General features: G+C 71.4%; 19 protein-coding genes and 1 tRNA gene. 7 read left to right on the forward strand and 13 right to left on the reverse strand.

Annotated elements, in window-relative coordinates:
* Positions 1–23 precede the first annotated feature (23 nt).
* The 4 genes from B0675_RS06345 to B0675_RS06360 form a co-directional block, all read right to left on the reverse strand.
* Positions 24–209, reverse strand: a complete 186-nt coding sequence (locus B0675_RS06345) for a hypothetical protein (RefSeq protein WP_081217763.1) — start codon at positions 207–209, stop codon at positions 24–26.
* A gap of 140 nt (positions 210–349) precedes the next feature.
* Positions 350–1,234, reverse strand: coding sequence for an SDR family oxidoreductase (locus B0675_RS06350; RefSeq protein WP_081217764.1), 885 nt, complete (start codon positions 1,232–1,234; stop codon positions 350–352).
* The gene (locus tag B0675_RS06355) at positions 1,231–2,169 is read right to left on the reverse strand and encodes an alpha/beta hydrolase (protein WP_081217765.1); all 939 of its coding nucleotides are present in this window, start codon (positions 2,167–2,169) and stop codon (positions 1,231–1,233) included. The genes B0675_RS06350 and B0675_RS06355 overlap by 4 nt, the downstream gene beginning before the upstream one ends.
* Positions 2,166–3,698: an NAD(P)/FAD-dependent oxidoreductase gene (locus tag B0675_RS06360; RefSeq protein WP_081217766.1), complete on the reverse strand. Its 1,533-nt coding sequence runs from the start codon at positions 3,696–3,698 to the stop codon at positions 2,166–2,168. Before B0675_RS06360 ends, B0675_RS06355 begins: the two co-directional genes overlap by 4 nt.
* A 297-nt stretch (positions 3,699–3,995) precedes the next feature.
* On the opposite strand from B0675_RS06360, the gene B0675_RS06365 reads away from it, so the two are divergent.
* A complete protein-coding gene (locus B0675_RS06365; protein ID WP_081217767.1) occupies positions 3,996–4,637 on the forward strand; it encodes a MerR family transcriptional regulator in 642 nt (213 codons plus the stop codon).
* Between the two features lie 58 nt (positions 4,638–4,695).
* Here B0675_RS06365 and B0675_RS06370 read toward each other — a convergent pair whose 3' ends face one another.
* A complete protein-coding gene (locus B0675_RS06370; protein ID WP_081221624.1) occupies positions 4,696–5,499 on the reverse strand; it encodes an exodeoxyribonuclease III in 804 nt (267 codons plus the stop codon).
* Between the two features lie 137 nt (positions 5,500–5,636).
* Here B0675_RS06370 and B0675_RS06375 point away from each other — a divergent pair, with 137 nt between their 5' ends.
* Positions 5,637–6,113 (forward strand): GNAT family N-acetyltransferase, encoded by a 477-nt coding sequence (locus B0675_RS06375; RefSeq protein ID WP_081217768.1) that lies wholly within the window; start codon positions 5,637–5,639, stop codon positions 6,111–6,113.
* Between the two features lie 153 nt (positions 6,114–6,266).
* Here the strand turns inward: B0675_RS06375 and B0675_RS06380 are convergent.
* The 7 genes from B0675_RS06380 to galU form a co-directional block, all read right to left on the reverse strand.
* Positions 6,267–6,340 (reverse strand) — tRNA-Ala (locus tag B0675_RS06380).
* Between the two features lie 97 nt (positions 6,341–6,437).
* A complete protein-coding gene (gene glpR / locus B0675_RS06385; protein WP_081217769.1) occupies positions 6,438–7,721 on the reverse strand; it encodes a gephyrin-like molybdotransferase receptor GlpR in 1,284 nt (427 codons plus the stop codon).
* Between the two features lie 173 nt (positions 7,722–7,894).
* Positions 7,895–8,584, reverse strand: a complete 690-nt coding sequence (locus B0675_RS06390; RefSeq protein WP_241539902.1) for a GNAT family protein — start codon at positions 8,582–8,584, stop codon at positions 7,895–7,897.
* A complete protein-coding gene (locus tag B0675_RS06395; RefSeq protein ID WP_081217770.1) occupies positions 8,581–9,114 on the reverse strand; it encodes a MogA/MoaB family molybdenum cofactor biosynthesis protein in 534 nt (177 codons plus the stop codon). Before B0675_RS06395 ends, B0675_RS06390 begins: the two co-directional genes overlap by 4 nt.
* Positions 9,111–9,623: a cyclic pyranopterin monophosphate synthase MoaC gene (gene moaC, locus B0675_RS06400; RefSeq protein ID WP_081217771.1), complete on the reverse strand. Its 513-nt coding sequence runs from the start codon at positions 9,621–9,623 to the stop codon at positions 9,111–9,113. Before moaC ends, B0675_RS06395 begins: the two co-directional genes overlap by 4 nt.
* Before the next feature lie 161 nt (positions 9,624–9,784).
* Positions 9,785–11,107 carry a gephyrin-like molybdotransferase Glp gene (gene glp / locus B0675_RS06405; RefSeq protein WP_081217772.1) on the reverse strand — a complete coding sequence of 441 codons (1,323 nt, stop codon included), beginning with the start codon at positions 11,105–11,107 and terminating at the stop codon, positions 9,785–9,787.
* 4 nt (positions 11,108–11,111) lie between these two features.
* Positions 11,112–12,014 carry a UTP--glucose-1-phosphate uridylyltransferase GalU gene (galU, locus tag B0675_RS06410; RefSeq protein WP_081217773.1) on the reverse strand — a complete coding sequence of 301 codons (903 nt, stop codon included), beginning with the start codon at positions 12,012–12,014 and terminating at the stop codon, positions 11,112–11,114.
* Positions 12,015–12,147: 133 nt separating this feature from the next.
* On the opposite strand from galU, the gene B0675_RS06415 reads away from it, so the two are divergent.
* The gene (locus B0675_RS06415; RefSeq protein ID WP_107482569.1) at positions 12,148–12,723 is read left to right on the forward strand and encodes a 5-formyltetrahydrofolate cyclo-ligase; all 576 of its coding nucleotides are present in this window, start codon (positions 12,148–12,150) and stop codon (positions 12,721–12,723) included.
* 97 nt (positions 12,724–12,820) lie between these two features.
* Here the strand turns inward: B0675_RS06415 and B0675_RS06420 are convergent, their stop codons facing one another.
* Positions 12,821–15,577, reverse strand: coding sequence for a penicillin acylase family protein (locus B0675_RS06420; RefSeq protein ID WP_081217774.1), 2,757 nt, complete (start codon positions 15,575–15,577; stop codon positions 12,821–12,823).
* A 290-nt stretch (positions 15,578–15,867) separates the two neighbouring features.
* On the opposite strand from B0675_RS06420, the gene B0675_RS06425 reads away from it, so the two are divergent.
* The 4 genes from B0675_RS06425 to B0675_RS06440 all read left to right on the forward strand — a co-directional run bounded on the left by B0675_RS06425 (position 15,868) and on the right by B0675_RS06440 (position 20,295).
* Complete coding sequence (locus tag B0675_RS06425) at positions 15,868–17,373, forward strand: potassium/proton antiporter (RefSeq protein WP_241539712.1); 1,506 nt, start codon at positions 15,868–15,870, stop codon at positions 17,371–17,373.
* Positions 17,374–17,635: 262 nt separating this feature from the next.
* Positions 17,636–18,898, forward strand: coding sequence for an MFS transporter (locus tag B0675_RS06430; protein ID WP_081217776.1), 1,263 nt, complete (start codon positions 17,636–17,638; stop codon positions 18,896–18,898).
* A gap of 68 nt (positions 18,899–18,966) precedes the next feature.
* Complete coding sequence (locus B0675_RS06435; RefSeq protein WP_081217777.1) at positions 18,967–19,290, forward strand: FmdB family zinc ribbon protein; 324 nt, start codon at positions 18,967–18,969, stop codon at positions 19,288–19,290.
* A 129-nt stretch (positions 19,291–19,419) separates the two neighbouring features.
* A complete protein-coding gene (locus tag B0675_RS06440) occupies positions 19,420–20,295 on the forward strand; it encodes an S-methyl-5'-thioadenosine phosphorylase (protein ID WP_081217778.1) in 876 nt (291 codons plus the stop codon).
* Positions 20,296–20,606: the final 311 nt, after the last annotated feature.

Raw genomic sequence — 20,606 nt, forward strand, 5'->3', positions numbered from 1 at the left:
ACTCATGCAGAACGGACGGCCGATCAGGCGTCGAAGTCCTGGTCGAAGCGCTCCTGCGCCTCCTGCCGGGCACGGTCCGCGGCCGGCATGGCGTGGTCGCGCTCCTGCGGGGTCCGCTCGCTCGCCTCGTCACGCGCGGCGCCCGGCTTGCCCTTGGCCTTCTGCTGAAGACGCTCGGCCTTGTCCTTGAACTGGTCCTGCATGCCCATGAGATTCACTCCCGTAGTGGGTGAGGGGGGTTCGGCCCGATCCCGTTGTGAGGGACGGGTGTTCGGGCCTCGATCAGACTGACACGCAGGGACGGACCCCGCATTTCGATCAGTCACGCTCCGTGAGACCCCCCGGTGAATCAGGGTGCCGACGCCCCCCGCTCCTGTTCGTCGGCCGCTCCGCCGGCCCCGACCAGCCCGGTCCGCACCGTCCCGAGCCGCGGCTCGAACCGCCGCATCTCCCGCTGCCCGACGGCGCCGATGATCCCGGGCAGGTACCCGCGGATGCCCTGCATCCCGCGCAGCCACCACTGGGCGTACACATGGCTGGAGCGACGCTCGATCCCCGCCACGATCCGGTCGACGGCCGGGCCCAGCGGATACGTCTTGTTCGACGGCCACGGCAGCCGCTGCCGCAGCTCCCGCATCACCTCGTCCTGGTCGGCGCCCCGCACCATGTCCGTGTCCGTCCACGACAGATAGCCGACGCCCACCCGCACGCCCTTGTAACCGACCTCGGCCCGCAGGCTGTGCGCGTACGCCTCCACACCGGACTTGGACGCGCAGTACGCCGTCATCATCGGGGCCGGCGTGATCGCCGCCAGCGACGCGATCTGCAGCAGGTACCCGCGGCTCTCCATCAGCACCGGCAGGAACGCCCGTGCCGTCACCGCCGACCCGATCAGGTTCACCTCGATGACCCGCCGCCAGGCCACCGGGTCGGAGTCCAGGAACGGGCCCCCGCTCGCCACCCCGGCGTTGGCGACGACGATGTCGACCTTGCCGAACCGCTGCTTGACCTCCCGCGCGACCCGCGCCATCGCCTCGTGGTCGGTGACGTCGGCGTACCAGTGGTCGCTCTCGCTGTGCAGCCGCTCCGAGACCTGCTTCAGCGCGTCCGCCTCCAGGCCGACCAGCGCGATCTTCGCCCCGCGCGCGGAGAGCTTGCGCGCGAGCAGCTCCCCGACGCCGCGCGCCGCCCCCGTGACGACCGCGACCTGTCCTTCGAGACTCACCCTGCTCATGCGCCCTCCTTGATCTCTTCGATCTCCTCGGCGGTCTGCGTGTACGTCGTGACGAGTTCCCGGATCCGGGCGGTCACGAGCTCCGGTGCCTCGATCGGCGTCATGTGCCCGACCCCCGGGAGTTCGGTGCTGCCGACGCAGTTCGGCAGGGCCGCCACCAGGGCCCGCGCGTGCACGACCGGCGTGAGCCGGTCCGCAGTCCCGGCGATCACCGCCGTCGGCACCCTCAACTCCCGTACGCCGTGGTCGAGATCGAGCGACTCCAGGACCGCCGACCAGGCGTGCCGCACGGTCCGCGGGCAGGCGTGCACGATCCGCGCGCAGGCCTCCACCATCAGCGGCGACGAACCGGCGCCCATGGTCGCGTACTTGAGGATCCGGCGGGCGACCGGCGTGACGGGCCCGAGCGGCGCGCGGGAACCGAGCACCGCCGCGGTGACCCGCGTCCGGAGCCGGCCGGCCCGCAGCGGGACGACCCGCGACTCGGCGACCAGCCGGGTGCTCCCGGTGCTGCACAGCAGCGCCGCCGCCGCGTGCTCGGTGAAGCGGGGCCGGGTGGACGCCGCCATCAGCGTCATCCCGCCCATCGAGTGCCCCACGAGCACGGCCTTCTCGCCCGGCGCCAGCGTCGCCGCGAGCACCGCCTCCAGGTCGTCGGCGAGCGCGTCCGTGCTGCACAGCTCGCTCGCCGGACTGCGCCCGTGACCGCGCTGGTCGTAGGCGACGACCCGGTGGTCGACGGCGAGGTCCCGGATCTGCGCCGCCCAGAAGGCCGTCGAACAGGTCCAGCCGTGCGCGAGGACCACGGCCGGCGCGCCCTCGGGACCGTGCACCTCGACGTGCAGGGTCGCGCCGTCCGCGGAGTGCGCGACCAGTTCCCGTACGGGCGGGGGAGGCGCGTACGTCCCGTGCGCGTCGTGCGTCAGCCGGCTCACGCGTCCGCCACCGCCTTCTTCCTGCGGGTGCCCGTCACGGCCGGGCCGGGTTCGGGTTCCGTCGCCCGCACCACCTCGTACTCGGCGAGGTCGACCCGGCGCGTGGCGCCGCGGAACTCCGTGGTGGTGCCGGGCCACACGGTCGTGTTGACGCCGTTGGCGTCGAGGTACCAGCTGGTGCAGCCGCCGGTGTTCCACACGGTGCGCTTCATGCGTTCCTGCACCCGGTCGTTCCAGGCGTCGACGGCGGCGGGCCGCGCGTCGAGCGCCACTCGCCCGCCGAGGACGTCCAACTGCCGTACGAAGTCGGCCATGTAGTTCAGCTGGGACTCGATCATCAGGATCATCGACGAGTTCCCGAGCCCGGTGTTGGGTCCGATGATCGTCATCCAGTTGGGGAAGCCGGCCGCGGTCGCGCCGCGCAGCGACTTCATGCCGTCCTTCCACGACTCGGCCAGCGTCCGGCCGTCCGCCCCGACGACGCGGTCGGCGATCGGCATGTCGGTGACGTGGAAACCGGTCCCGAAGACGATCGCGTCGGCCTCGGCCCGGCTGCCGTCGGCGGCGACCAGCGTGGAGCCCTCGATCCGGGCGAGCCCGGAGGCGACGACGTCGACGTTCGGCTTGGTGAGCGCCGGATAGTAGGCGTTCGACAGCAGGATGCGCTTGCAGCCGATCCGGTAGTCGGGCGTCAGCTTCGCGCGCAGCGCCGGGTCCTTCACGGCCCGCGCGATGTTCCGCTTGGCCAGCCGCTCGACCAGGCCGAGTTCGTCGGGCCGCTTGGTGAACGCCTGCACCTGCAGTTCCCGGATGCCCCACAGCAGTCCGCGCCGGGCCTGCGTGGTGAACGGCAGCTGCCGGTGCAGCCACCGCTCGGCACCGGTGATCGCCCGGTCGACCCGCGGCATCACCCACGGCGGGGTGCGCTGGAACAGGGTGAGCCGGGAGACGTCCGGCTGGATCGCCGGCACGATCTGGATGGCCGAGGCCCCGGTGCCGATCATGGCGACGCGCTTGCCGCGCAGGTCGTGGTCGTGGTCCCAGCGGGCGGAGTGGAACACCTTGCCGGTGAACGTGTCGAGCCCGGGGATCTCGGGGATCTTGGGGTCGGACAGCGGCCCGGTCGCCGAGACCACGAGGTCCGCCGTGAGGTAGCCGCTGCTCGTCTCGATCCCCCAGCGCAGCTTCTCCGCGTCCCAGGTCATCATCCGCACCTCGGAGTTGAACCGCAGATGCGGGCGCAGCCGGAAGACGTCGGCCACGTGTTCCAGGTAGGCCCGGATGTGCTCCTGGCCGGAGAAGGTGCGCGGCCACTCGGGGTTGGGCGCGAACGAGAACGAGTACAGGTGCGACGGGACGTCACAGGCGCACCCGGGGTAGCTGTTGTCCCGCCAGGTGCCGCCCACGCTGTCGGCCCGCTCCAGGACGACGAAGTCGGTGATGCCCTCGCGGCGCAGCCGCACCGCGGCTCCCAGCCCGCCGAACCCGGACCCGATCACCGCCACCCGTACATGCTCGTGCTCGGTCATCCCGACGCCTCCTGGTCCGCACGACTCCGCCAGTGAACACTGGCGCAATCGGAGCGTAGAACAGCTTCGTACTGATGGGTAGGGGTCGGGGACGGGAAAGTTACCGGGGGTACGACGTAGGGTGCGCAGGTGGCCGAGGGATCAGGAAAACGGGACGCCGGGGCGCGATCACGGGGCGCGCGGACGCCGGGGAACGGCGCGCGCGGCGCCGCCGCACAGGCGGGCACGGCCCGCGAGCAGAGCCCGGCACCCCTCGCCGACAGCGGCCGCCCGGACCCCGGCGGGCACGAGTACCGCATGGAGGAACTGGCCGAGAAGGCCGGCATCACCGTGCGCACCCTGCGCTTCTACCGGGAACGCAAGCTCATACCGCCGCCCCGGCGCGAAGGCCGCATCGCCTGGTACGACGACACCCACCTGGCCCGCCTGCGCACCATCTCGGCACTCCTGGAACGCGGCCACACCCTCAACGGCATCGCGGAACTGGCCGAGGCCTTCGACCACGGGCGCGACGTGGGCGAGCTGCTCGGCCTGGGCGAGCCCACCGAGGAGACCCCGGTCCGCCTCTCCCCCGAGGAACTCGCCGACGTCTTCGCCGGGCAGGCGACCCCGGAGAACCTCGCCGCCGCCCTCGACCTCGGCTACCTCGGCACGGACGGCGGCGAGATCGTCCACATCAGCCGCCGCCTGCTGGACGTCTCGGCCGCGCTGGTCCGCGAGGGCATCCCGCTCGCCGACGTCCTGCGCGCCGCCCGCCGCGTCCGCGACCACACCGACGCGCTCGCCGAACTCTTCACCACCCTGGTCCTCACCGAGGACCGCACCCCCCAGGACCTCCAACGCCTGCGCCCCCTCGCGAAGAGCGTGGTGGAGGCGGAACTGTCGATGGCCCTGGACCGCCGCCTGCGGGACAAGGAGAACGGCGAGGGCGGGGTGTAGGGCTACCGGGGGCGACCGCGCACCGGCGGCCGGGGCTCCCCGGCAGTGTCGTGCCCGCTCAGAGGTTGTAGACGACCGTCACCGGCGCATGGTCGGACCAGCGCTCGTCGTGCGTCGCGGCGCGCTCCACGAAGCCCTTGACCGCCTTGGCCGCGAGCCCGGGCGTGCAGACGTGGAGGTCGATCCTCCACCCTGAATCATTGTCGAAAGCCCGCCCCCGGTACGACCACCACGAGTAGGGCCCCTCGGTGTCCGGGTGCAGGGCGCGGACGACGTCCACGTAGCCGCCGTCTGTCGCGTCGAGGACCTGGTCCAGCCAGGCGCGCTCCTCGGGCAGGAAGCCGGAGTTCTTCCGGTTGGCGCGCCAGTTCTTGAGGTCGGCCTCCTGGTGGGCGATGTTCCAGTCGCCGCAGACGACGACCTCGCGCCCGTCGGCGGCGGCGCGCTCCCTGAGTCCCTTGAGGTGGCCGAGGAACTCCGCCATGAAGCGGATCTTCTCGTCCTGCCGCTCGGTGCCGACCTCGCCGGAGGGCAGGTAGAGGCTCGCCACGGTGACGCCGGGCAGGTCCACCTCGACGTGGCGGCCGGAGGCGTCGAACTCCACGGACCCGAAGCCGACGCGGACGGCGTCCGGCTCGCGGCGTGTGTAAAGGGACACACCGGCACGGCCCTTGGCGGCGGCGGGGGCGTGCACGACGTGCCAGCCCTCGGGGGCGCGCACCTCCTCGGGCAGCTGCCCGGGCTCGGCCCGCACCTCCTGGAGACACAGCACGTCCGCGGAGGTCTCCGCGAGCCACTCCACGAAACCCTTCTTCGCGGCGGCCCGGAGCCCGTTCACATTCACAGAGGTCACAGTCAGCACCCGGGCACGATACTGAACCGGTGCGCCCGATCCGAACTCGATCACCCGCCCGGCAGGACGGGAGCGACCGCTCGCGCCGGTCCCGCACGACGCGTCACCAGCCATCACCCATAACGCATAGATGTACGGTATTCCGCATGAACATCCGCCAGGTCCCCTTCGACCATCCCGACGCCGTGAAGCTCAACGACCAGGTGCAGGCCGAGTACGCCGAGCGCTACGGCGACGACGGCGACGCCACGCACCTCGACGCGTGGATGTTCGCCCCGCCCGTGGGCCTCTATCTGATCGCCTACGACGAGCGGGACCGGCCGGTGGCGACGGGCGGCTGGCGCACCCAGGACGAGAACGCCGAGGCCTACTCGGACGGCGACGCCGAACTCAAGCGCATGTACGTGGTCCCCGAGGCCCGCGGTCTCGGTCTCGCCCGGCGCGTCCTCGCCGCCCTGGAGGAGGACGCCCGTACGGCCGGCCGCGTCCGCATGGTCCTGGAGACCGGCGCCAAACAGCCCGAGGCGGTGTCCCTCTACGCGTCGAGCGGCTATGCCCCGTGCGCGAAGTTCGGCTACTACCGCTTCCACGACCTGAGCCTCTGCTTCGCCAAGGCCCTCTAGGACCCGGCGTCCGGAGCGGGCGGCAGCCGGAGCGGGCCCCAGGGGCCCGCTCCACGAGGGGAGTTGTCCGCGTCGCCGTGCGGACATGGCAAGACTGTGCGGACATGGCAAGAGCCCCAGTCGGATCTCTCCGACTGGGGCTCTTGGCTGCGGTGGACCTGTGGGGATTTGAACCCCAGACCCCCTCGATGCGAACGAGGTGCGCTACCAGACTGCGCCACAGGCCCTTGCAACGAGTGAAACTCTAGCATCCCGATCGCGGTGCTTGGAAATCCGTTCCTGGCTGGTCAGCCAGGCCCTTCCGGGCACCGGTCGTCCGGCTTCTCACTCGTTGGCCGCGCGCGGCCGTTCGCCGTCCTCGTACTGGTCGAAGAGCGGGGTCCGGCCGCGTTCGCGGGCGCGGCGCGCCGACGCGGCGCGGCGGGCGTCACTGCGGCCGTCGTCCGCCGCGTCCGCGCAGTCGTCGTCGCACTCGGGGTTCTCCTCGGCCGGTTCGGCCTCGTGGGCGCTCGGCTCGACGGAGCTGGACCGCGCGGAACTCCACGCGTCCGGCGCCCCCAGGTCGACGTCGGAGGTGGCCCGCGGCGCGACGGGCGCGGTCACGTAGGTCGGCAGCGGAACGGGCACCGGGTCCCAGCTGTCGCCCTGTCGGGGGCCGCGCCGGCGTTCACGCTGCTGGTCGACCCACTCGGCGTGGTCCGTCTGCTCGACGAGGGCGCGCCGGTCCGCGGCGAGCGCGGAGAGCCCGGTGTCGGTGTCGGCTCCTGGGCCTTCCTCCGGTTCGTCCACGGCGAGGTCGGCGGCCGCCCGGCGGCGCGGCTGACGCTCCCGCAGCCGCTGCGCGGCGACCTCGGCCCGGCGGCGGTCCATGACGTAGGTGAAGCGCCGCCGCTCCTGGGCCCGCAGATAGACGATGTAGGAGCTCAGCATCACGGCCGGTACGGCGGGCGCCCAGAGGAGCCCGAGGCCGCCGACGGCGGCGACGATCGCGCCGAGTGTGAAGGCGAGGAAGAGCATGACCGTCGTACGCCGGCGGCGCGCGAGGACCTTGACGCGCCGGGCGCGCGCTTCGGCTTCCGCCGAGGGCGCCCGCCGCACGCCGGGTGCGCGGCCCGCCGCGGACGACGTGGCCTGCTGGGGCGCGGACTTGGCCGGCTGTCTCGGCGTGGACGGGGACGACTGCTGCGGTACGGGCCGGGCCGCGCCCGGTGTCTCGTACGCGCCGCTCTCCCTGCCGGCCGTCCGGCCGCCCTGGTTCTGTTCCGCCTGGGCCGGGTCCGGCGACGGCACGCGCTCCTGGACCTGTGGGCGGTGCTGGACCGCCGTCTGGGGCCGGGTCGGAGGCATGGCGAAGGCCCGGACGTCCACCGAATCGGTGGCGTCGTCCGGGTCGGCGTCGGGCTCCCCCTCGTCGGCGGAGCGCGCCCGCAGGTCCTTGGCGTATCGACGCTCCATGCCCGCCCGTCCGGACAGCAGCCGGATGGCGGTGCTGAAGCGTTCCGTCGGACGAGCTTCGTTCAGCTCGTCCTGCCTACGGAGCCACATCGGCACCAAGTAGGCGGCCCAGGCCCCGACGATGACTGCGTAGATGAGGCCGCTGCTGCTCACGCCTCACACGGTAGAGGGGTTTGTGTGAGGCCATCTGCCAATTGCGCCGGTGTGTCGCACGATCTGGCTGATATTTCGAGCTTTTTTTGTGACCGATGCGATCAGCAGGCCACCGGGAGCGCGAAATTAATGCCCCGAGCTGATCGCACAGCGATCAATTTCGAACACCCATTTCATTTACCGGCGTTGCCCGGCGTGCTCGGGTTCTGCGATCCCGACTGATCCGGTCCCAGCCGTTCCGGCCTGGTCTGGACCGATCGGCCGCGGCGCCACCGGGCGAGCAGTCCTTCGGGCACTTCCTCCGCGGTGAGCGCGAAGACGAGATGGTCCCGCCACGCGCCGTCGATGTGGAGATAGCGCGGGCGAAGCCCTTCCTCGCGGAATCCGAGTTTCTCCACGACCCTGCGGCTGGGCCGGTTCTCGGGGCGAATACAGACTTCGACGCGGTGCAGTCCGACCGTGCGGAAGCAGTGGTCGGTCACCAGCGCCACCGCCGTCGGCATCACGCCGCGGCCCGCGACCGACTGGTCCACCCAGTAGCCGACATGCCCCGAACACATCGAGCCCCAGGTGATCCCGGCGACGGTCAACTGCCCCACCAGCCGCCCCTGGTACTCGATCACGAAGGGCAGCATGCGGCCCGCGTTGGCCTCGGCCCGCAGGTGCCGGACCATCTGACGGTAGGTCGGCCGGTGCGCGATCGGACCGCTCGGCGTGGGCGGCGGAATGGTCGCCTCCCAGGGCCGCAGCCAGTCGCGGTTGCGCCGGTTGACCTCACGCCACGTCCGCTGGTCGCGCAGCCTTATCGGCCGGAGGACGACGTCGCCGTCCACCAGCTCGACGGGCCAGGATGGGCTGTTCAGCACGCACCCCCACTGCCGCTGGGTCTGAGGTGGTCGCCGCCGCGCAGCTGGTCGACGGCGTGGACCAGAAGGGGCTCCAGGACGGCCAGGCCGTCCTTCACCCCGCCGGGGGAACCCGGCAGGTTCACGATCAGTGTCCCCCGGGCGACGCCGGCGAGCCCGCGGGAGAGCGCCGCGGTCGGCACCTTCTCCCGGCCGAACGCCCTGATCGCCTCGGGAATGCCCGGGATCTCGTGGTCGAGCACCCGGAGCGTCGCCTCGGGGGTGCGGTCGGTCGGTGAGATCCCGGTGCCGCCGGTGGTGACGATGACGTCGTAGCCCGCCTCGACACCGGCGCGCAGCGCGGCCTCCACGGGGTCGCCGTCCGGCACGACCTGCGGTCCCTCGACGGTGAAGCCCAACGAGGAGAGTCCGGCGGCGATCAACGGGCCGCCCCGGTCCTCGTAGACGCCGGCGGAGGCGCGGTTGGAGGCGGTGACCACCAGGGCGCGGTAGGTCCGCGCGGCGGCCGGGCCGGTGCCGGCGCTCATGTCCGGCTCCAGTCGCCGGACTTCCCGCCCGTCTTCTCTTCCACCCGGACGTCCGTGATGACCGCTCCCTTGTCGACGGCCTTCACCATGTCGATCACGGTGAGCGCCGCGACGCTGACCGCCGTGAGGGCTTCCATCTCGACACCGGTGCGGTCGGTCGTCCTGACGGTGGCGCGGATCTCGACGGCGTCGTCCGCGACCGACAGGTCGACCTCGACGCCCGACACGGACAGCGGGTGGCACAGCGGGATCAGGTCCGGGGTGCGCTTGGCTCCCATGATCCCCGCGATGCGGGCGGTGGCGAGGGCGTCACCCTTGGGAACTCCCTCGCCGCGCAGCAGCTCGACGACGCCGGGCGAGACCAGGACGCGGCCGCTGGCCCGCGCGGTGCGCGCGGTCACGTCCTTCCCGGACACGTCGACCATGCGGGCGGCGCCCGCCTCGTCGATGTGCGTCAGTCGGTCCTGCACGGGGGGTCCGGAGGTGTCCCCCCGGGACGGAACAGTCATGTGCGTGGGCGCTCCCGGTCAGGGCCCGTCGCGGTGCGGCGCGTGGGCCTGGTGTGCGCGACACGTTACCGCCCGGTCGTCCGCCGCCACGCCTCCGTGATGAGCGTGCGCCTCTCTCGTGACCCGGCGGTGCGTCGGCGGGCGGCCCGGGTCCCGGCCGCTCAGCCGAGCAGCACGACCTCGACCTCGGTGCCGGGCTCGACCGAGGTGGCGCTCTCGGGGACGACGATCAGCGCGTCGGCGTGCGCGAGGGCGGCGACCAGGTGCGATCCGGCGCCGCCGACCGGTGTCACGGTGCCGTCCGCGTAGGTGCCGCGCAGGAACTGGCGGCGGCCCTCCGGCGAGGTCAGCGCCTTGTCCGCGGCGAGGGTGGCACGGGTGGTGGGCCGGTGGACGTCCTGGAGGCCCGCGAGCGTGCGGATGGCGGGGCGCACGAAGAGCTCGAAGGAGACGTAGGACGAGACGGGGTTGCCCGGGAGGGCGAGCAGCGGGGTGTGGTCGGGGCCGATGGAGCCGAAGCCCTGGGGCTTGCCGGGCTGCATGGCGAGCTTGCGGAAGTCGATGCCGCCGCCGGCCTCGTCCTCGTCGCCCACGGAGGACAGCGCCTCCTTGACCACGTCGTAGGCGCCGACGCTCACCCCGCCGGTGGTGACCACGAGGTCGGCGCGGATGAGCTGGTCCTCGATGGTGGCGCGCAGGGTCTCGGCGTCGTCGGCGACCGCGCCGACGCGGTAGGCGATGGCGCCGGCGTCACGGGCGGCCGCGTACAGCGCGAAGCTGTTCGAGTCGTAGATCTGGCCGGTGCCCAACGTCTCGCCGGGCTGGGCGAGTTCGCTGCCGGTCGAGAGGACGACCACGCGGGGGCGGGGCCGTACGCGCACGGTGGCGCGGCCGATCGCGGCGAGCAGGCCGATCTGCGGGGGGCCGAGGACGGTGCCCGCTTCGAGGGCGCGGTCGCCCGCCTTCACGTCGCTGCCGGCGGCGCGCACGTGCGCGCGTGCCTCGGCGGCGCGGTGGATGTGCACCTGCCCGAAGGCGCCCTCGGGGCTGGCGCTGTGCGCGCGCATCCCGGTGACCGGGCCCTCTCCGAGTCCTCCGTCCGTCCACTCGACGGGGACGACGGCCTCGGCGCCGGGCGGCAGCGGGGCACCGGTCATGATGCGGACGGCTTGGCCGGGGCCCACGTAGGGCGCCTCGGCCTGGCCGGCCGCGACATCGCCGACGACCGTCAGGACCGCCGGGTACTCCTCGCTCGCGCCCGCGACGTCCGCGACCCGGACCGCGTACCCGTCCATCGAGCTGTTGTCGAAGGGCGGCAGGGACACCGGCACCGTGACGTCCTCGACCAGGACACAGCCCTGGGCGTCGAGGAGTTGCAGCTCGATGGGTTCGAGAGGGCGGACGGTGCCGAGGATGTCCTCCAGGTGGTCGTCCACCGACCAGAGGTGATCCTGGCCGGCGGTGCGGGTCGCGGCGCTGCTCAAAGTCCTACATCTCCTCGGCTACGTAACTTCGAAGCCAGGTCCGGAAGTCCGGTCCCAGGTCTTCACGTTCGCACGCGAGTCTGACAATGGCACGCAGGTAGTCGCCACGGTCGCCGGTGTCATAGCGGCGGCCCTTGAAGACGACGCCGTGCACGGGGCCGCCGACCTTCTCGTCGGAGGCGAGCTGCTGGAGCGCGTCGGTGAGCTGGATCTCGCCGCCGCGACCGGGCTCGGTCGTGCGCAGTATGTCGAAGATGTGCGGGTCCAGGACGTAGCGCCCGATGATGGCGTAGTTGCTGGGCGCGTCGGAGGCGTCGGGCTTCTCGACCAGGCCGGTCACCTTCACGAGATCGGCCTCGCCCGTGATTTCGACGGCGGCGCATCCGTAGAGGTGGATCTGCTCGGGTGCGACCTCCATGAGGGCGATGACGCTGCCGCCGTGCTGCTCCTGGACCTCGACCATGCGGGCGAGCAGGGGGTCGCGCGGGTCGATCAGGTCGTCGCCGAGGAGGACGGCGAAGGGTTCGTGGCCGACGTGCGGGGCCGCGCACAGGACGGCGTGACCGAGTCCCTTGGGGTCGCCCTGGCGCACGTAGTGCATGGTCGCGAGGTCGCTGGACTCCTGGACCTTGGCGAGCCGCCCGGCGTCGCCCTTCTTCTGGAGCGCCGACTCGAGCTCGTAGTTGCGGTCGAAGTGGTCTTCCAGCGGGCGCTTGTTGCGGCCCGTGATCATCAGGACGTCGTCAAGACCCGCCGACGCGGCCTCTTCGACCACGTACTGGATCGCCGGCTTGTCGACGACCGGCAGCATCTCCTTGGGCGTGGCTTTGGTGGCCGGCAGGAACCGGGTGCCGAGGCCTGCCGCGGGGATGACAGCCTTACTGATCCTGGGGTGTGACTCAGTCATGCCCGTAACCATATCCGGTGGCTATGTGCTGAATCTGTGGCTCCGGTTAATTCGCTCTCATATGAGCGCATTGAGAAGAGTACGGGAGCCGCCTGTGAGCCACCTGGGACCCGAACCGGACCCTACGAAGCCAATGTTGCGCCGAGGGTTCCTGTCGGTGAGAACCGGGTTGACGGACGATGACGTGCGCAAGTCCGCCGCGGCGCTCGCCGTCCGGGCCCTGGAACTGCCCGAACTGGCGCACGCGCGCTCGGTGGCGGCGTACGTCTCCGTGGGGAGCGAGCCCGGCACCCTCGCACTCCTAGACGCGCTCCACGCGCGCGGGGTGCGGGTTCTGCTGCCGGTCCTGCTGCCGGACAACGACCTGGACTGGGGCCCGTACGAGGGGGCCGGCTCCCTCGCCCCGGTCCGGCACGGCACGAGAATGGCCCTTCTGGAGCCTGTGGGCGACCGGTTGGGCCCGGAGGCCGTCTCAGGGGCGGACGTGGTCCTGCTGCCCGGGCTCGCCGTCGACGGGCGCGGAATGCGGCTGGGCCGCGGCGGGGGTTCCTACGACCGCGTCCTGGCCCGCCTGGAACGGTCGGGCGCGGATCCCGCCCTGGTGGTGCTCCTGTACGACACCGAAGTCGTCGAGCGGGTACCGGCGGAGGCCCACGACCGGCCCGTCCACGCCGTGGTGACCCCTTCCGGGGTCCGCCGCTTCCGCTGACCCCGGCTGAACCCCGACCGGCCCTCCACGCGTGCGTGGAGGGCCACTTCGGCCGGGCCGGGGGCGGGGCGTCACACCCCGCCGGTCTCCGGACCCGTCACGGTTCGAGGACGAGGGTGTCGCTGGTCCTCTTGTCGACGGCCTTGCCCGAGAAGGCCCAGGGCAGGAGTTCACCCTTGGCCCACAGATCCGTCTGGTCCGTGTAGTGCGCGCTGTACGCGTGCCCGCTGGCTCCCGACAGGTTGATCCACTTCGACTTGTCGAGGTCGCCGAGGTTCACGACCATCCGCATCGAGGGCACCCACACCACGCCGTAGCCGCCCGCCGCGTTCCAGCCGGTCGCGTTGACCGTCGCCTCGCCGCCGCCGAGCTTCCACGGGCCGCGGTTGAGCATGTACTGGAGGAAACGGGGGCCTTCGGTACCGAGGGTCTGGTTCTTCAGGAACAGGCGGTGCAGCCGGCCCCAGCTCCAGGTGTCGATGTCCTTGCCGAGCTTGGCGGTCAGCTCCCAGCGGGCGTCCCGCAGAGCGCGGCCGAACAGCTCGTCACGCGTGTCGGTTGCCTTCTGGGTGCGCGTCTTCGGCAGCTGCCACCAGTCGTTCTTCTCATCGTTGATGATCTTGCGGACGACCTCGAACCAGCGGTCGCCGCCGTCCGGCTGCGCCTGGTCCGCGTCGCGCTCGCCGCACTCGCGCACCTTCTGGTCCGCGTCCGCGGGGCCCGTGGTGTCGACCCGGTCGACGTTCAGGCACTGGCCCTTGACCCGCAGTTCCTTGGGCAGCTTGTTGCCGAAGGCGAGCTTGAGGATGTTGCGCCAGGTGGCGTTGAAGTAGGCGGCCGCCGCGGAGTCGGAGTCCTGGGTGTAGTCCCAGCCCTCCAGCAGCTTCTGCGCCTGCCGGACGTCCGGGTCGGCCACGTCGATCTTGAGCAGCTTCGGCACGATCAGCTTGGCGATCTCGCTGCTGTTGTCGAGCTGCATCTGCCGCATGTCGTCGGTGGAGATCTTGCCGCCGCCGTTGATCTTCGACTCGATCAGGTCGTTGATCCGCTGGCTGCGCGTGCCGTAGCCCCAGTCCGTGGTGAGCGTGTAGGGGTACTTGTCCTTGTCGACGACCGCCTGGTTCGCGGTGACGATGTACCCGCGCTTCGGGTTGTACTCGTAGGGCAGCGCGGACTGCTTGATGTATCCGGTCCAGCGGTACTTGGACTCCCAGCCGGGCGAGGGCAGCGAACCGTCGTCGCCCTCGGCGCGCGTCGGGATCCGTCCCGGCAGCTGGTAGCCGATGTTGCCCTCGGTGTCGGCGTACACGAGGTTCTGCGAGGGCACGTCGAACGACGTGGACGCCTTGCGGAACTCGGTCCAGTCCGACGCCTTGTCCATCTCGAAGACGGCGTCCATCGAGTTGCCGGGGTCCAGCGCGGTCCAGCGCAGCGCGATGGCGTAGCCGTCCCCGCGGTCGGGCGCCCCGGCGTCGACGGTGGCCTTCTTGCCGACCTTGACCAGTTCGTCGTCGCGGTCGGAGAGCAGCGGCATGCCGTCCTCGGTCGACCGGACCACGATCGTCTTGCTCGCGCCGCCCGCGACCTTGATGGTCTCCTTGCGGGTGCTGAAGGGCCGCACCTTGCCGTCGTACTCGTAGCCCTCGCCGGTGATCTTCTCCAGGTAGAGGTCGGTGACGTCGACCCCGGAGTTGGTCATGCCCCAGGCGATGTCCTGGTTGTGGCCGATGACCACGCCGGGCATCCCCGCGAAGGTGTAGCCGGCGACGTCGTACTGGCACTTGGCGGAGAGCGCCGTGCAGTGCAGGCCCATCTGGTACCAGACCGAGGGCAGCGAGGCCGACAGGTGGGGGTCGTTGGCGAGCAGCGGCTTGCCGGTGATGGTGTGGCTGCCCGAGACGACCCAGGAGTTGGAGCCGATGCCGTTGCCGTTGACGCCGACGGCGGTGGGCACCTTGTCGAGCACGTCGTAGAGGCCCGAGAGCTGGCTCTGGAAGCCGGCGGGTGCCTCGGTGTTGCCGGTGAGCCCCGTGCCCGCCGTGGACGACGCGCCCGAGGCGGTGCCGGTCCGCGCGTACGTCCCGGTGACGCTGTCGTACGCGCCCTCCTGGACGATCGCCTTGTTCCGGCTGTACGGGTACTCCGGGTACAGGTCGGCGATCTGCTTCGGTCCGAGCCGGCTCGTCATCAGGGAGCGGTCGATCTCGTCCTGCATGTTGCCGCGCAGGTCCCAGGCCATCGCCTTGAGCCAGGCCACGGAGTCGACCGGGGTCCACTGCTGGGGCGTGTAGTCGTTGCTGAAGCCGAGGGCGGCGTACTCCAGGGAGATGTCCTTGCCGTCCTTGCCCTTCAGGTAGGCGTTGACTCCCTTGGCGTACGCCTGGAGGTACTTCTTCGTGGAGGCCGACAGCTTGGTGTCGTACTCCTTCTGCGCCACGCGGTTCCAGCCCAGCGTGCGCAGGAACTCGTCGTTCTTGACCTGGCCCTTGCCGAACATCTCGGACAGCCGGCCCGAGGTCATGTGGCGGCGCACGTCCATCTCGTAGAACCGGTCCTGCGCCTGGACGAAGCCCTGGGCCATGAACAGGTCCTCGTCGGACGAGGCGTAGACCTGGGGGATGCCGTTGCCGTCGCGCTTCACGTTCACCGGCCCCGACAGGCCGTCGAGCTTTATGGAGCCCTTGGTCTGCGGGAAGGAGGCGCGCACGGTGCTGACGCTCCAGTACGCGCCGAAGGCGATGCCCCCGATGATGGCAAGAACCAGGACAATCAAGAACAGTCGGGCTTTGCGCCCCTTCTTCCTGCCGGACTTGCCGGGCTTTTGGCCGGAAGAGGCGGTGGTGTTGGGGGGCATCGCTGTCCTTGCTGTCCTAACGCGAGCGGCAGGCGGTCCTGGAGTGCTGGAGCAACCATAGGCGCAGGGCCAACCGCGCCTTGACGCGGAGTGGGGAACCGAGAAGCACGGGCGTTCGATCTTGCCTCCCGGAACGTCAAGAAAGCGTCAAGAGTTAGGTAAGGTAACGAAGTACTTGCACTGAAGTACCCGGCTTCCGGTGCTCGGATCCGCGTACTCGTCCCGGCGGGACCGGATCGGCGAGAAAGGAACAGCCCCTGACTGTCCACCACCTCAACCAGCTCCTGCTCGTGTGCGCGCTCGTCCTCCTCGTCGCCGTGGCGGCGGTCCGGATCTCCTCACGCAGCGGGCTCCCCACCCTGCTCGTGTACCTGGGGATCGGCGTCGCCATGGGCCAGGACGGCATCGGCGACGTCCACTTCAACAGCGCCGAACTGACCCAGGTCATCGGGTACGCGGCCCTGGTCGTGATCCTGGCCGAGGGCGGACTCGGCACGAAGTGGAAGGAGATCAAGCCGGCGCTCCCGGCGGCCTCCTCGCTGGCACTGGTGGGTGTCGCGGTGAGCGTCGGTGTCACCGCGACGGCGGCGCACTACCTGATCGACCTGGACTGGCGGCAGGCCCTCATCGTCGGGGCGGTGGTGTCCTCGACGGACGCCGCGGCGGTCTTCTCCGTCCTGCGGAAGATCCCCCTGCCCGCGCGCGTGACGGGCATCCTGGAGGCCGAGTCCGGCTTCAACGACGCCCCGGTGGTCATCCTCGTCGTCGCCTTCTCCACCGCCGGACCGGTGGAGCACTGGTACGCGCTGGTCGGCGAGATAGCCCTGGAACTCGCGATCGGCGCCGCCATCGGGATCGCGGTCGGCTGGCTCGGCTCCTTCGGGCTGCGGCACGTGGCGCTGCCCGCCTCCGGCCTCTACCCGATCGCCGTGATGGCCATCGCGGTCGTCGCCTACGCCGCCGGGGCCCTGGCGCACGGCAGTGGATTCCTCGCCGTCTACCTCGCCTCGATGCTGCTGGGCAACGCCAAGCTCCCGCACTGGCCCGCCACCCGCGGCTTCGCCGAGGGACTCGGCTGGATCGCCCAGATCGGCATGTTCGTCCTGCTCGGCCTGCTGGTCACACCGCACGAGATGGGCGACGACATCGTGCCCGCCCTGCTCGTCGGCCTGATTCTGACCATGGCGGCGCGGCCCCTCAGCGTGATCGTCAGCCTGGCGCCCTTCCGCATGCCCTGGCAGGAGCAGACCCTGCTCTCCTGGGCGGGCCTGCGCGGCGCCGTGCCCATCATCCTGGCGACCATCCCCATGGTGAACGGCGTCTCGGACAGCCGGCGCATCTTCAACATCGTCTTCGTCCTGGTCGTCGTCTACACCCTCGTCCAGGGCCCGACCCTGCCCTGGCTGGCCCGCAAACTCCGGCTCGGAGCATCCCCCGGCGCCGCCGACCTGGGCATCGAGTCGGCCCCTCTTGAGCGGCTGCGCGGCCACCTGCTGTCGGTCGCCATCCCCGAGGGATCCCGGATGCACGGCGTCGAGGTGGGCGAGCTGCGGATGCCCCCGGGCGCCGCGGTCACCCTGGTCGTCCGCGAGGGGAAGTCCTTCGTGCCGATGCCCACGACCGTGCTGCGGCTCGGCGACGAGCTGCTGGTGGTGGCCACCGACCCGGTCCGGGACGCCGCCGAGAAGCGGCTCCGCGCAGTGGGCCAGGGCGGCAAGCTGGCCGGCTGGCTGGGCACCGGCGAGGTCGCCACGGAGAACCAGCGCGGCCACACGGCCCACCAAAAGGGCCTTTAACGGGACAACCGAGGACGGCGGGCATTCCCAGGCGTACGTTGCCACGGTGCTCGCTTTCACAGGCGAGGGAAGGCCCGGCCCCTGTACGATGAAGGCACACCCAGATCGGACCAACTCTGCCTGACGCAGAGCTGGCGCGACCGTATGGCGGCCGTGACGCCCTCCTGCCGAGGACGCCGGTATCTACCGCAGATCCGCGCAAGAGGACAGCTCTCGGCGCCCCCGCACGGGCGCGCTACCAGGCGGCAGAAAGGCACGGGCCGTGGCATCCACGGTCACTTCCCGTCCTGGATACGGCCGGCTGCTGCGCACCCGCGGCGCCTGGACGTTCCTGCTTCCCGGATTCGCCGCACGGCAGCCGTTCGCCATGCTGACGATCTCCATCGTGCTGCTCGTGCAGCACACCACCGGCTCCTACGGAGCGGCCGGCGCCGTCGCGGCCGTGACCGGCGTCGCCATGGCCCTGTTCGCGCCCTTCACCGGCCGGCTGGCCGACCGCCACGGACAGCGGGCCGTCCTGCTGCCGGGCGTCCTCGTGCACGCCCTGGCGGGCCTCTCCCTGACCGCGCTGGCACTGGCGGACGCCCCGCTGTGGGCGCTCTTCGCCGCCGCGGTGCCCACCGGCGCCTCGGTGCCCCAGGTCGGGCCCATGGTGCGGGCCCGCTGGGGCGTGAAGCTCCAGGGCTCCCCCCTCATGACGACCGCGGCGGCCTTCGAGTCCGTCACGGACGAACTGACCTTCGTCTTCGGCCCGCTGCTCGCCACCGCTCTGTGCACGGCCGTCAACCCCGCCGCGGGCCTGCTCACGGAGGCCTCGCTGACCCTCGTCGGCGGCCTGCTGTTCGCCGCCCAGCGGAGCACCCAGCCCTCCGTCTCCGCCGACCGGCACACGCGCGTGGACCACGGTTCCGCGCTGCGCGTCCCCGGGGTCCGCGTCCTCATCGTGACGTTCCTGGGCATCGGCTCCGTCTTCGGCGGCATGCAGGTCTCCCTGGCCGCGTTCAGCGAGTCGATCGGCGAGCCCGGCCTGAACGGCGTCCTGTACGGCGTCTTCGCGGCGGGCAACATGGTCTCCGGCATCGTCTGCGGTGCCATCGCCTGGAAGGTCGCCCCGCAGCGACGGCTCCTCGTCGGATACGCCGCCCTCGCGCTGACCGCCTCCGGACTGTGGGCCGCGCACTCCGTGGTCGTGCTCTCCGGAATCGGCCTCCTGGTCGGCATGTGCATCGCCCCGGCCCTGATCACCGGCTACACCCTGGTCGAGAGCCTGGTCCCGCAGGGCGCCCGCACCGAGGCCTTCACCTGGCTCACCGGCGCGGTCGCGCTCGGCCAGGCGGCGGCCGTCACGGTCGCCGGCCAGTTGGAGGACCACGCCTGGGACGGTGCCGGCTTCCTGGTGCCGATGGCCGGTACGGTCCTTGCGCTGGCGACACTCCTGACCCTGCGGTCACGCCTCACCACGAGCGCTCCGAGCCGGACGGTCGCACGTGGCGTCGGTCACCGAGTGCCGGTGACAGTGGACTGATCCCGCGGAATACGTCACTATGGACCGTCGTTAGCACTCATTGAGTGAGAGTGCCAGGAGGAAGACAAGTGCCGACCTACCAGTACCAGTGCACCGAGTGTGGCGAGGGCCTCGAGGCGGTGCAGAAGTTCACCGACGATGCCCTGACCGAGTGCCCCAACTGCGGTGGCCGCCTGAAGAAGGTGTTCTCGGCCGTCGGCATTGTCTTCAAGGGCTCCGGCTTCTACCGCAATGACAGCCGCGGTTCCTCGTCGAGCAGCTCGCCCGCGTCCAAGCCGTCGACGTCCACCGCGGCGTCGTCCGACTCGAAGTCGACGTCCGGTTCGTCGTCCTCGTCGTCCTCGGACTCGAAGTCGTCGGGCTCCGGCTCGGCCGGCAGCTCCGCCGCCTAGGACCTCTCCGGCCGGCCAGGGCGACCGCCCCGGCCCCGGGAGCCCTCTCCCGGCTCGTTCGCACCCGACCCCGTCGCCCTACGACGACGGGGTCTTCGGTGTTTCTCCGGCCCGGTTAGGGTGCGGTCCATGGCGAATACGGACAACCCCCAGAGCCCGGCCGGCGAGCAGGCGGACCGGGCCGAGATCGGTGTCATCGGCGGCTCGGGCTTCTACTCCTTCCTCGACGACGTGACCGAACTCCAGGTCGACACCCCCTACGGGCCGCCCAGCGACTCCTTGTTCCTCGGTGAGATCGCCGGACGGCGGGTCGCCTTCCTCCCCCGCCACGGCCGCGGCCACCACCTGCCGCCGCACCGCATCAACTACCGGGCCAACCTATGGGCGCTGCGCTCCGTCGGCGCACGCCAGATCCTCGGGCCGTGCGCCGTGGGCGGTCTGCGCGAGGAGTACGGGCCCGGAACCCTGCTCGTGCCGGACCAGTTCGTGGACCGTACGAAGGCGCGGGCCCAGTCCTACTTCGACGGGCTGCCGCTGCCGGACGACGCGGTGCCGAACGTGGTGCACGTGTCCCTCGCCGACCCCTACTGCCCCGTCGGCCGCAAGGTCGCCCTGGACGCGGCGCGCGGCCGGAACTGGGAGCCGGTGGACGGCGGCACACTCGTCGTCGTGGAGGGCCCCCGCTTCTCCACCCGGGCCGAGTCCCTCTGGCACCAGGCACAGGGCTGGTCGGTGGTCGGTATGACCGGTCACCCGGAGGCTGCGCTGGCCCGCGAACTGGAGCTCTGCTACACGTCGTTGACGCTGGTCACCGACCTGGACGCGGGCGCCGAGAGCGGCGAGGGCGTCTCCCACGACGAGGTGCTGAAGGTGTTCGCGGCGAACGTGGACCGGCTTCGGGGCGTGCTCTTCGACGCGGTCGCGGGGCTCCCGGAGAACGGCACCCGGGACTGCCTGTGCACGACGGCCCTGGGCGGGATGGATCCCGGGTTCGAGCTGCCGTAGGCGCGCTCCGCCGGAGACTTCGGGACGGGTCCCGCCGGGTTGCCGTTACGGGGCCGGGGCGCCGTGTCCCGGGACGCCGGGGCGGTGAGTGACGGACGGGGACTCACGGGCTGTGGCGGGCCGGTGGGCCTCCTCGTCGGTGACGCCGATGAGCGGCGCCGTCGGTGCTCTGCGGAGCCGGCCCGCCCGGATCGCGGACAGGCAGGAATCTCCCGTTCGGGTGAGGGAGTTGTCCACAATCCGCCGACCGTCCACCGACTCCGGCGGGCTTCGCCGCGAGGCCTCATCGTGGGATCGCAAGCCGGTCCCTC

Source organism: Streptomyces sp. M41(2017) (genome assembly GCF_002078175.1).
Classification (GTDB): domain Bacteria; phylum Actinomycetota; class Actinomycetes; order Streptomycetales; family Streptomycetaceae; genus Streptomyces.

Bases quoted from the DNA above. Each gene is read 5' to 3' on its own strand.
- B0675_RS06345 (WP_081217763.1), bottom strand. From the start codon at position 209: ATGGGCATGCAGGACCAGTTCAAGGACAAGGCCGAGCGTCTTCAGCAG.
- B0675_RS06350 (WP_081217764.1), bottom strand. From the start codon at position 1,234: ATGAGCAGGGTGAGTCTCGAAGGACAGGTCGCGGTCGTCACGGGGGCG.
- B0675_RS06360 (WP_081217766.1), bottom strand. From the start codon at position 3,698: ATGACCGAGCACGAGCATGTACGGGTGGCGGTGATCGGGTCCGGGTTC.
- B0675_RS06365 (WP_081217767.1), top strand. From the start codon at position 3,996: ATGGAGGAACTGGCCGAGAAGGCCGGCATCACCGTGCGCACCCTGCGC.
- B0675_RS06375 (WP_081217768.1), top strand. From the start codon at position 5,637: ATGAACATCCGCCAGGTCCCCTTCGACCATCCCGACGCCGTGAAGCTC.
- B0675_RS06395 (WP_081217770.1), bottom strand. From the start codon at position 9,114: ATGAGCGCCGGCACCGGCCCGGCCGCCGCGCGGACCTACCGCGCCCTG.
- moaC (WP_081217771.1), bottom strand. From the start codon at position 9,623: ATGACTGTTCCGTCCCGGGGGGACACCTCCGGACCCCCCGTGCAGGAC.
- galU (WP_081217773.1), bottom strand. From the start codon at position 12,014: ATGACTGAGTCACACCCCAGGATCAGTAAGGCTGTCATCCCCGCGGCA.
- B0675_RS06415 (WP_107482569.1), top strand. From the start codon at position 12,148: ATGTTGCGCCGAGGGTTCCTGTCGGTGAGAACCGGGTTGACGGACGAT.
- B0675_RS06420 (WP_081217774.1), bottom strand. From the start codon at position 15,577: ATGCCCCCCAACACCACCGCCTCTTCCGGCCAAAAGCCCGGCAAGTCC.
- B0675_RS06440 (WP_081217778.1), top strand. From the start codon at position 19,420: ATGGCGAATACGGACAACCCCCAGAGCCCGGCCGGCGAGCAGGCGGAC.